At 62.5% G+C, this 10,249-nt stretch carries 10 protein-coding genes; 6 read left to right on the forward strand and 4 right to left on the reverse strand.

The genetic code is table 11. The features are described 5' to 3' along the window. Positions 1-6: 6 nt before the first annotated feature. Together EU811_RS05485 and EU811_RS05490 are read right to left on the reverse strand one after the other, a co-directional pair. Positions 7-1,014 (reverse strand): AI-2E family transporter, encoded by a 1,008-nt coding sequence (locus tag EU811_RS05485; RefSeq protein WP_342211713.1) that lies wholly within the window; start codon positions 1,012-1,014, stop codon positions 7-9. Between the two features lie 101 nt (positions 1,015-1,115). Next, on the reverse strand, positions 1,116-1,493 hold the full coding sequence (locus tag EU811_RS05490; protein ID WP_142937484.1) for a PLDc N-terminal domain-containing protein: 378 nt from the start codon (positions 1,491-1,493) through the stop codon (positions 1,116-1,118). A gap of 313 nt (positions 1,494-1,806) precedes the next feature. Here EU811_RS05490 and EU811_RS05495 point away from each other — a divergent pair, with 313 nt between their 5' ends. Continuing rightward, positions 1,807-3,069 carry a hypothetical protein gene (locus EU811_RS05495; protein WP_142937485.1) on the forward strand — a complete coding sequence of 421 codons (1,263 nt, stop codon included), beginning with the start codon at positions 1,807-1,809 and terminating at the stop codon, positions 3,067-3,069. Between the two features lie 46 nt (positions 3,070-3,115). On the opposite strand, the gene EU811_RS05500 is transcribed toward EU811_RS05495, so the two are convergent. Next, positions 3,116-3,871 (reverse strand): ZIP family metal transporter, encoded by a 756-nt coding sequence (locus EU811_RS05500; protein WP_142937486.1) that lies wholly within the window; start codon positions 3,869-3,871, stop codon positions 3,116-3,118. A gap of 288 nt (positions 3,872-4,159) precedes the next feature. Here EU811_RS05500 and EU811_RS05505 point away from each other — a divergent pair, with 288 nt between their 5' ends. The 3 genes from EU811_RS05505 to EU811_RS05515 all read left to right on the forward strand — a co-directional run bounded on the left by EU811_RS05505 (position 4,160) and on the right by EU811_RS05515 (position 6,222). Continuing rightward, complete coding sequence (locus EU811_RS05505) at positions 4,160-4,768, forward strand: TasA family protein (RefSeq protein ID WP_142936802.1); 609 nt, start codon at positions 4,160-4,162, stop codon at positions 4,766-4,768. 307 nt (positions 4,769-5,075) lie between these two features. Then, a complete protein-coding gene (locus EU811_RS05510) occupies positions 5,076-5,816 on the forward strand; it encodes a signal peptidase I (protein ID WP_142937487.1) in 741 nt (246 codons plus the stop codon). Continuing rightward, positions 5,809-6,222, forward strand: coding sequence for an Hpt domain-containing protein (locus tag EU811_RS05515; RefSeq protein WP_142937488.1), 414 nt, complete (start codon positions 5,809-5,811; stop codon positions 6,220-6,222). The genes EU811_RS05510 and EU811_RS05515 overlap by 8 nt, the downstream gene beginning before the upstream one ends. Positions 6,223-6,279: 57 nt before the next feature. Here the strand turns inward: EU811_RS05515 and EU811_RS05520 are convergent, their stop codons facing one another. Then, positions 6,280-7,608 carry an MFS transporter gene (locus EU811_RS05520; RefSeq protein ID WP_142937489.1) on the reverse strand — a complete coding sequence of 443 codons (1,329 nt, stop codon included), beginning with the start codon at positions 7,606-7,608 and terminating at the stop codon, positions 6,280-6,282. Positions 7,609-7,827: 219 nt separating this feature from the next. Here EU811_RS05520 and EU811_RS05525 point away from each other — a divergent pair, with 219 nt between their 5' ends. Continuing rightward, complete coding sequence (locus EU811_RS05525) at positions 7,828-8,568, forward strand: IclR family transcriptional regulator (RefSeq protein ID WP_142937490.1); 741 nt, start codon at positions 7,828-7,830, stop codon at positions 8,566-8,568. A gap of 118 nt (positions 8,569-8,686) precedes the next feature. Next, on the forward strand, positions 8,687-9,874 hold the full coding sequence (locus tag EU811_RS05530) for a 4-hydroxybenzoate 3-monooxygenase (protein WP_142937491.1): 1,188 nt from the start codon (positions 8,687-8,689) through the stop codon (positions 9,872-9,874). The last annotated feature ends 375 nt before the right edge of the window (positions 9,875-10,249 follow it).

The following is a 10,249-nucleotide window of genomic DNA, read 5'->3' on the forward strand; positions in this document are numbered from 1 at the left end:
GCCGCGCTACTTGGCGTTCTGCTGCGGTATGACCACCTTTTTGATGATCAGCAGAATAGAGGCCGTGGTGGGGCACGCTATCAGCGCCCCCAGCAGGCCCAGGAGCGTCCCGCCCACCATCGCGCCAATGAGGACCAGGGAGCCTGGGATGCTGATCGCCTTTCCCACTATGCGTGGTGTGAGCACGTAGGCCTCCACTTGCATGTAAGCCAGCATGACGAGGAAGACCACAAGGGCCGTCGAGGGAGAGGTGAAAAGTGACACCACGGTAATGATTGCCGTGCTGATGGCGCTGCCCACCAAAGGTATGAGGGTGATGGGGAACGCCAGGACAGCGAGGACCGCCGCGTACCTGACTCCTGCAACAGACAGGAGAATGAAGGTGAAGATCGCATTGAACAACGCAAGGACGGACATGCCGCTGAGGTATTTACCCACCGAAGCAACAATTGTGTCGGTTATCTCCGCGAATGATTCCCGTCGTGATGCGGGAACCAGGGAGTAAAGGCTGGCTTTCATCATTTCGTGCCCAGCCACAAAATAGAGGGTCAGGACAACAACAAAAATTACGGCGAAGGTGCCATTCACCACGTTGTAGCCCACCTGCACGGCACCCCCGCCAATGGCGAGCCACACATTGGGATCCCCCGCCGAGGTTTCCAGCCACTCCAAGAGCGGGGTCAGCGCTCCTCCCAAAGTTCCGTTAAATTCCAGGAACCATTCCTGTTCACTGACTGCTTCGAAACTGGATGGCAGCAAACTGACCAGCGCTGCGCCTTCCTCCACCAGGATGGGGACGATGAACCGTATCAGCACGGCCACCAGCAGCAGGAAGCCAACCGCCACGGCAAGGACTGCGCCGCCGCGGGAGAATTTCCACCGTTCCAGCCAACGAACCAGGGGATAGAGGCCTAGGGAGATGAACAATGCGGCAAAGATCAAGGTCAGCGAATACCGCAATGTGATGACTGCGGAGCCCAAAGCCAGGGCTACCAGTACACCGAGCGCCGCGATGAGGCCGAAGCGGAACGGTCAGCCTTCCAACAGGGGGAATGCCTTCAATCGCGTCATGCGGTCCCTTTCGGCTGTACGTGAAGAGCAGACCGTAGCCTGGGTCAGGCCAAAGCGATCTCCTTGAGGCGAGCGTACTCGGCTTCGTTAATGTCTCCAGCGGCAAGCAGCGCTTTGGCCGCTTCGATTTGTTGGGTGGGGGAGGGGGCTCCGGCAACGTCGCGGATGTAGTTCTCCGCCTCTTCCACCGATTCCCTGACCCGAATCTCACTACGCAGAGCCATGCCCTTTCCACGCATGATCACGTAGATCAATGCGGAGATGAAAGGAGCCACGAACAGGCATAGGATCCACAATGCTTTTACGCCACCACTCAGGGCTTTATCGCGGAGAAGATCGGAGATGATCTGAAAGAGGAGGATCAAATAGGCAACAAAGAAAAATGCAACAATGATGCTCCACAACGATTCCAAAAAGCTCATGGTGTCTTCCCATCGTTCGTTCGGCCCGGGGCTGGACCGCCGTCCTCCGGCTGGGGATTCGCTCCCCGGCTGGACCACACCACCATTCTCGATTCGCCCGCGCCCCCAGCGCGCGTGCCTTCGGTGGATCGGTATCGAATGGGTAGAAAGATCACCCACTAAGGGTGAGCGGGTTGATGGCGTTGGACGACTGACGGATTGATACGTGCCCGCTGCCGGTCACAAATCCCCCGTAGCGCCGTGGCTGCAGCTCGCATCCGGAGGTCCGCTACGCTGCTCAGAGCCACGCCAATCCGCACGCATAGGGCCACCAATGACGCACTCTTTCGCAGCCGACAACGCCCTCCCGCAGTCGCAACATTCGCCGGAACCGACGCCGGAGCGCAGCGCCGAACGCCGCCCCGAGCGCTCCGCGGCCGGCACCGCTCTGGGAGCCTTCGGAATGGTGGCACTCATCGGCGTGATCGCACTCCTCCTCCACATGCTCGCGGAGCATTCTCCGCGAGTGGGTCCCGGTTATGCCGGCTGGGCGCAGGAAACCATCGGTTCCCCTCTGGCCGCAGTGCGCTGGTTCCTCGGTGACATGACCGAGCCGCTGTTCTACAAGTCCGATCTCGGAGCGGTCGGACTGCTCACGGGTGCCGCGTTAGCGTGGTGCGTTGGCCGTCGCGGTGTGAAGTGGGTCGGCACACTTAGCTACGATTCCGGGCTGTGGCCCTGGGTTTTGGCTTCCGCTTCGATGAGTTTGTTGCTGTCCAACCTGGTGTTCGGTTGGGTGCTCGACGACGGGTGGCAGCCAACGTTCGTTCCGTTCGTTTGCGTCGCTCCCGCTATGGTCCTGCTGTACGGGGCTGGTTGGCGGACCTGCATCACCGGAGCGATCCTGGGTGCAGCTACCACCACACCGTTGGCGTTGCTGTTTATCCCCACTGTTTCAGCCCCGCTTGCCCTGCCGGCTGTGGTGGCAAGCGTGCTCGCCATGTCAGTGGGCTCGGTCATCTCATTCCTGATAGCCCGGCGTCTGCCGTGGCTTGTCCTGCGGGAGGCTCGGGAGGTTCGCCCTGCCACGCAAGCGGAGCTGCCGCCGTCGAGCCTCAACCGGCGCGTTCCCGCCGACGCCGTTTGGGCTGCGCGGCGGGTCCTCAAGGACTTCACGGAAACTCATTTCTTCGCCAACGAGCTCGCCGGCGCCGGTGTAATCCTTGCTGTGGCCGCAGCATTTGTCCTGAACCCGGGACTGCCGTCGTACGGGACCGGCCTGCTGCCGCACATACTGTTTGCCCAGGCACTGACCTCGGCCATCGGTGTCACGCTGTGGCGGGGCTGGTACCGCGAGGGCGGATGGGCGGCCACCTACGCGTCCGTTGTGTCGGTTGCCCCGGCGGCAGTCCTCGCGTACGGCGGCTCCTGGCAGGGAATGGTGGGTGGTGCCGTGATAGGTGCCATCCTGGCACCGCCTATAGCCAAGGCGATCTCCGCGCGGCTGCCAACCGGCTTCCATCCGGTCATCGGCAACACGGCCGCCATGGCAATCTCGACGGCGGTCGCCTTGCCCCTGATTGGGCTGCTGCCGTAGTTCCTGTGTCCCCGCCCAAGTGACGTGGAGCCAACCCGGCCGGTGTTTAGCCGCCGACGTGATGAATCGTGAACGCACTCAGGAATCCCACGGCGGCCGTTAGCCCGGTCAGATTATGGTGCTCCTCGAAGGCCTCGGGAATCATGGTGTCCGCGAGCATGGCGAGGATTCCGCCAGCGGCAATGGCCGTGATAAACGCGATCACGCTCTCCGGTGCATTTTCCAAGGCGGTGTATCCCAGCAGGGCAGCAAGCCCGCTGAACACTGCAATGCCGGCCCAGGTGCCAAAGACGTAGGCGGGGCTGCGTCCGGCCTTCTTCATGCCTGCTGTGCTGGAGAGGCCTTCCGGGACGTTGGATATGAAGACGGCGGCGAGCATGGCCGGACTCACTGCTCCGCCGGCGAGAAGGCCAACACCAAGGACCACTGATTCCGGGATGCCGTCAATAAGAGCCCCTACTGCGATGGCCGTGCCGCTTCCCGGGGAGTCCTTCTCCGAGGGCTGAGGTCCACCGGAACGTTTCCGATGCTTGGCTCCAGCCCGGGCCAGCAAGACGTTGGAGCCCACAAAGATCACCGCTCCCAAAAGGAAGCCAAAGATGGTGGGGATCAGTCCGCCGCCCTCAACGGCTTCATCCACAAGTTCGAACGACAATGCAGAGATCAGGACGCCGGCGCCGAATGCCATCACCGTGGACACGATTTTGGCCGGCACTTTCCAGATCCACGCTATGCCCGCTCCGAGGACCAAAGCGCCACCGGCAAGTGTTCCCCACATCAAGGCCTGCAACCACATTGGCATGAGTCCCACCCTTCCATTGGCCGTTCATGTGCATCAAGAAGTGTTGCACATGGGGTTCGATGGGCTATCCCGACGTGCGTAGATTGCCCGGGGTCCGGCTGGGTTGGGCTGGACTGGGCTGGGTTGTATTGGGCTGCGGGAGTCTTGAGGTTTTCCTGAGGAAGTGTTGCGGGTATGCAGGATTTGTTCTTGATTCTGGCCCGGCACAGTAGTTCTTGTCAGCCAGAGAGGCTGGAAACGAACGGCCGGCCGGTCTCACGGTGGCCTCCCGAAAGGAAACTGATTCCCATGGCCATCAGCCTCAAGACCACCTCCGGCAAGATCCTCGCTTCCGTCGCACTGGTCGGCACCGCAGCCGCCGTCGCCGGCATGGGCACCTACGGCGCGTTCACCTCTTCGACCTCCGCCTCCCAAGCCGTCACCGCAGGAACGGTCACCATCGCCCTGGGCGCACCCGGCCCCGCGAACACCCTCAACGTCCCGGTCGCTGGCCTGCTGCCCGGTGACAAGGTCGAAAAACTCGTCACCCTGGCCAACACCGGCAACTCGGACCTGAACAACGTCACCCTCACCACCAACGCCGGCACCACCGCATCCCTGCTCACCACGGACGTGACCAACGGCCTGCAGCTGACCATCGAAAACTGCTCCGTGGCCTGGACCGGCGCCGCAGCCCCGTACAACTGCACCGGGACCAAGACCACCGTCCTGGCCTCCGGCCCGGTCATCGCAGCGAACAAGGTCCTGAACAACCTCACCTCGCTGACCTCGGCCAAGACCGACAACCTCAAAGTCACCACCGCGTTCCCCACCACCGCGAACAACGACTTCCAAGGCGCCACCTCCACCATCGCCTTCGCCTTCACCGGCACCCAACGCACCGAAACCACCAAGTAAACAACACCACCGGCCCCGCCGGGTCTGATCGGTTCCTTTCCCCCAGCCCGATCAGGCCCGGCGAGTATCCCGTCAAGCACAGCCACTTCACCAGAACGGAGAATCACCACCAGCCCCGCCGGGCCTGGTCGGGCGCCCCCCTGCCCGATCAGGTCCGCCGGTATTGACGCACCCGGTTCTGCTGTTGGGCAGCGTTTCTGCTGGAGAGCGGTTCTCCTGTGGGTCACCGGTTTCGCTGTTCAACACGGTGAGCGCGCCTTACCCCCCCCACGAACTTCAACCCCCACCACGGAAGGAACGCCACGTCATGAGCATCATCACCAGCATCAACGAACCCGCACTCCACGGCCGGCGTTCCGCCGGGGAGGCTAGTGCCGCCGTCGGAATCTCAGCTGATGCGGCTACCCCAACTGTTGCCGCCGCAACTGCCGTCACAACTGCGGCCCCTACAACTGCTGCCAGCGCCGCTGGCACTGCTGGCCGGTTTCGTCGGATTGCCGGCAAAGTGGTCAAGGGCATCGGCGTGGGCATGCTGATCCTAGGCGCGTTGGTGTTCCTGTTCCTGGCGATCGGGCCACGGATCCTGGGTTACCAAACCTCCACCATGCTCACCGGTTCCATGGCCCCGCTGATCAACCCGGGCGACGTCGTGGTCACCGTCCCCACCCCCACCACCGACGTCAAAGTAGGCGACATCATCACCTACCACATCCCCGTCGAAGACCAGCGCGTGGAAACCCACCGCATCACCGAGATCACCACCACCGCCGACGGCGGCATCGCAGTCCAGACCAAAGGCGACGCCAACAACGGCCTCGACCCCTGGATCGCCACCCTCCAAGGCAACACCGTGGACAAGCACGTAGCCACCATCCCCTACGTTGGCAACGCCATCCGGGCCCTGCGCGAACCCATCGTCATGAACACCCTCATGTACGGCGCACCCGCCATCCTCGTCATCGGAATGCTGGCCTCCATCTGGACCAAAAACCCGGACAACACAGCCCCGCAAGGCACAGCAAAGCCCCAGGCGGCAAGCGGTGAGTGAGGACCCGGGCCCCGTAACGGAGGCCACCGCCTTGGAACCGTGCCGCCTTCAAGAGTTGGCTGACGAGCTGGGAGATCCATCACCGGCGCTCGGTTTTCTCTCCAATTACCTGTCCATGCTGCCGGACCGGGTGCTGAGCATCTCCAACGGCTTATGCGGGCACAACGCTGAAGCGAGTATGGACGCCATCCTGAGCCTGAAGATTTCCTCGGCCATGGTGGGAGCCATGGAGACGGAGGATCAGTGCCAGGTCATTGAACGGATGATCCGGGAAGACCACTTCGACTCCGCAATCCGGGCATTCCCGGCCCTTCAGAAGTCCACGGACCGCTGCTTTGCCGAGGGTCCGCAGCTGCTGGGGAAAGCACGGGAGACCCTCTGCACCGCGCCCCGGACTTCTCTCTAGTGCGAAGCGCTCACCTGGTGTTCAGCACTCATCGGTCGTTCAGCGCTCAGCTGGTGCTCAGCGCTCAGCCGGCAGGCTCGTGTCGGTCGTTGTGACCTGGTGCGGCACAAGGAACAGCGCGGCTACGGCCAACAGCCCGGCGGCGGCGAAAACGTAGAAGCCTGCAGGGTAAGCGATGTTTGCGGCAACCAAAGTCCCCGTCACCGCCGGCCCGACGATTGCGCCGAGCCTGCCCACCCCTGCTGCGAAGCCCAGCGCCGTACCACGAAGGCGGGGAGGGAAGAGTTGGCTGACCCAGGCGTACACCAGTACCTGGGAGCTGAAGACGAAGACCCCCGTGACGAATACGGCTGCGTTGAGCAGGAACTCGTTCTGGATTTTGACGCTCAGGATCGCCAGCAACACTGCGGACAAACCGAACCACATCAGCACGATCTTTTTGGTCCCGTGTTTGTCGGCCAGGATTCCGGCGAGGAAGAGACCAGCGACGGCGCCGAGGTTGAGGACCAGCAGCAGTGTAAGGCCCGTGCTAACCGGGTAACCTGCGGCTGCCATCAGCTGTGGCAGCCACGTGTTCAGGCCGTAGACCAGCAGCAACCCCATGAACGAGGCGATGCCGATACCCAAGGCAACCATCGGATACGGCTTCTGCAGGAGGTCGCGGAAACCTGTCTTCGGCTTGGCGCTGGTTGAATGTCCGCTGGTTGAACGCCCGACGGCGGTTGTTGCGTTTGCGGGTTGGCTCGTCTTGAGTTCGCTGGCCTGCGTCGGAGCCGTTGTGGCCGGGGTGCCTGCAGCAGGGGCTGCTTCAGGGAGAGACTCCGGGAGTTTCGCCCACAGGAAGGGCAGAAGGGCGAGACCCGCAACGCCGCCGATGATGAACATGAGCCGCCAGTTCGGAACGATGAAAATTGCCAGAAGCGCCGTTGCTACAGCGCCAACGTGGTAACCGGTCATGGTCCGGGTAGTGGACTTGCCAGCCGATCCGGCAGGGGCGTAGTCGTTGATGTACGCCAAAGCCGCAGGGAGGCACGCGCCCAAGCCGAGTCCGGCCAGCATACGAAGCAGGGAGAAGACGGCGACATTCGGGGCGAAGGCAACTCCGACGGTGAACAGCGAGAAGCTTGCTACGCAGGCGATCAGGAGTTTACGGCGTCCGAATTTGTCCGAAAGCGGCGCGATGAAGAGGGCGCCGAGGCCCACACCTACCAATGAAATGGTGGCGGCGAAGGTAGCCCCGAACGCGTCAAAGCCCAACTCGCCGGTCTTGATGAGTGTTGGGATGACGGTACCCAGGACAACGAGGTCGAAGCCGTCCAACACCATGGCCAGCCAGCAAAGCCAAACGGGCCATTGAGAGCGGCGGGCAGATGACATCGTTGGCATAGCGTCCTCGGTACTTCGCAGATAGGTCGACCCACCGCAGAACGGTCGGTCGGTCGGTTAAGAGAGTTGTATCACCGCTCGGTGTTGCCTGGCACACGTTCTACCATTGAACGGAAGGGAGCCAGCAGGGCATTCGCCCAGGCCGTGTCCCGGAGCGCCGCAATCGGCAGGCTGATGAGCGCCCTCATGAGGCGGCGGCCGGAAGCAAAGGAGCAGGGCATGGCTAACTCGGCGTCAGGCGATTCAGTGGTAGACCGCGTGGTGCGGGTCATAGAGGCCTTCCCGGAAGGGACCACCTCGCTGCAGCTAAGCGAGTTGGCTGACCGATCTGGACTTCCGTTGTCATCAGCCCACCGACTGGTCCGGCAACTCTCCGAACATGGACTCTTGGACCTCGGCGCGGGCGGTACTGTTCGCTTGGGTCTGCGTTTATGGGAACTCGTCAACCGCAATTCACCCACCCTGGCTCTCAGGCAGGCTGCCATGCCGTTCATGGAAGATATACAGCAAGTCCTCAACCAGAATGTGAATCTGGCGGTGCTTGACGGGTGGGAGGCACTATTTGTGGAGCGGCTTTCGCGTCGGGGATCAGTGGCCAACCGGGCGCGGATCGCCGGGCGGATGCCCGTCCACATTTCCTCGGCCGGTCTGGCCCTGATGTCGAACCAATCGCGCGAATTGCAGACGGAGTACCTCCGGCAATTCGCAGATCCCAGCGCAAAGGTAACTGCCGGCGTCGTGCGTCAACTTCTAGCCGAAGCGGCGCAGCAGGGGTACGCGCAATTGGCTGGTGTGGTGGATCCCGATACGTGGGGGATTGCCGTGCCGGTGATCAACAGCAAGCGTCGCACCGTGGCGGCGCTCGGAGTGGTTGTGCCGCTGGCGGAAATGCGACTTCAGGCGCTGGTGCCCGCGCTCCAAACGGCTGCCCGGGGGATAGGACGTCAACTCGGCGACTAGAGTCCAACTTCCGTTCAACGGAATTGTTGTAACGCCAATCACTCCTCGCGGGCCACACTAAATGCAAGATTCATCCCGCTTCACGGCAAGCAGGGATCCGCAACGAAGCGAGGAAACCATGGCACGTACACCGATTACCACCCAAGTGGCCATCATGGGTGCAGGCCCAGCCGGCCTGATGCTCTCCCACCTGCTGGCCAAGCAGGGCATCGAATCTGTGGTGGTGGAAATCCGCAGCCGCAAGGAAATTCAGGAAACGGTTCGTGCAGGCATCCTTGAGCACGGAACAGTGAACCTGCTGGTGGATTCCGGCGTCTCGGACCGGGTATTGCGCGAGGGCGACCGACACGACGGAATCGAACTGCGGTTCAACGGTGAGAGTCACCGCATCAACTTCAAAGAGCTCGTGGGTGAATCCGTGTGGCTGTACCCGCAGACAGACGTGTTCGCGGACCTTGCCGCAAAGCGGGCGGCCGACGGCGGCGACGTCCGGTACAGCGTCACGGACACCACCGTGCACGACCTCGAAGGCAAGCCAAAGGTCTGGTTCACCGACTCCGACGGACAGGAGTTCGAAATCCAGGCCGACTTCCTGGTGGGTGCCGACGGGTCGCGCAGCCACTGCCGCTTCCAGATCCCCGAAGCCAACCGCAAGTGGTACTTCCACGAGTACCCGTTCGCGTGGTTCGGAATACTCGCTGAGGCCCCGCGCAGCGCCGACGAACTCATCTACGCGAACTCCGAGAACGGGTTCGCCCTGATCAGCCAGCGCACCGAAACCGTTCAACGCATGTATTTTCAGTGCGACCCCAAAGAGAACGTGGCCGACTGGGACGACGAACGGATCTGGTCCGAGTTCCGCAAGCGCGTCAACGGCAACGGCTTTGAACTCAAAGAGGGGCCCGTTCTGGAAAAGATGGTTTTGCCTTTCCGCAGCTTTGTTCACACACCCATGCGGCACGGAAACCTCTTCCTCGCCGGCGATGCAGCGCACACAGTGCCGCCCACTGGCGCCAAAGGCCTGAACCTGGCAATCCACGACGTCAAGGTGCTCTTCGAGGGGCTGGATTCCTTCTACTCCAACGGCTCCACCGCGCTGCTCGATTCCTATAGCGACCGCGCCCTGGACCGCGTATGGAAGGCCCAGCACTTCTCTTACTGGATGACGTCCATGCTCCACACAGTGCCGGGTGCCGACGATTTCGACCGCGCCCGCCAGCTTGGTGAGCTTCACTCCGTGGTCACATCCGAGCATGCCAAGGCGTACCTCGCGGAGTCGTACACGGGCTGGCCAACCTCGCGGTAGCGCGTTTTTTTGGGGGGGCTGCTGGGCGCTATCGTTGCTGCGCTGGTTTGCTGGTTGCTGGTTGCTAGAGAACGAATGTCACGTGTCCGCCGAAGTATGGGTCCTGGGCCACGGGCCTTGGACCCTGGGCCCTGAAACACGGGCGCGGTTCGTAGGAGGTCCTGTGCGGTCATGATCAGGTCACGGTTCGCGTGCGGAGCGCCGGTCCCGGGTTGCAGGTCGAAAGCAGCGAAGGCGCGGCAGTGATCGGAACTCACAGGCCACAGATAGCCAGTAGGGAGTGCGGGGCAGGCAGCTGCACGGGCGGCCCAAGCGCCACCATGAGCGTTGAGCACACGTTCCTGTATCGCTCTTTGCCCATCGCGCCCTGCCGCC

It is taken from the genome of Arthrobacter sp. TS-15 (assembly GCF_006964045.1).
Classification (GTDB): domain Bacteria; phylum Actinomycetota; class Actinomycetes; order Actinomycetales; family Micrococcaceae; genus Arthrobacter.

Bases quoted from the DNA above. Each gene is read 5' to 3' on its own strand.
- EU811_RS05490 (WP_142937484.1), bottom strand. From the start codon at position 1,493: ATGAGCTTTTTGGAATCGTTGTGGAGCATCATTGTTGCATTTTTCTTT.
- EU811_RS05495 (WP_142937485.1), top strand. From the start codon at position 1,807: ATGACGCACTCTTTCGCAGCCGACAACGCCCTCCCGCAGTCGCAACAT.
- EU811_RS05500 (WP_142937486.1), bottom strand. From the start codon at position 3,871: ATGCCAATGTGGTTGCAGGCCTTGATGTGGGGAACACTTGCCGGTGGC.
- EU811_RS05505 (WP_142936802.1), top strand. From the start codon at position 4,160: ATGGCCATCAGCCTCAAGACCACCTCCGGCAAGATCCTCGCTTCCGTC.
- EU811_RS05510 (WP_142937487.1), top strand. From the start codon at position 5,076: ATGAGCATCATCACCAGCATCAACGAACCCGCACTCCACGGCCGGCGT.
- EU811_RS05520 (WP_142937489.1), bottom strand. From the start codon at position 7,608: ATGCCAACGATGTCATCTGCCCGCCGCTCTCAATGGCCCGTTTGGCTT.
- EU811_RS05525 (WP_142937490.1), top strand. From the start codon at position 7,828: ATGGCTAACTCGGCGTCAGGCGATTCAGTGGTAGACCGCGTGGTGCGG.
- EU811_RS05530 (WP_142937491.1), top strand. From the start codon at position 8,687: ATGGCACGTACACCGATTACCACCCAAGTGGCCATCATGGGTGCAGGC.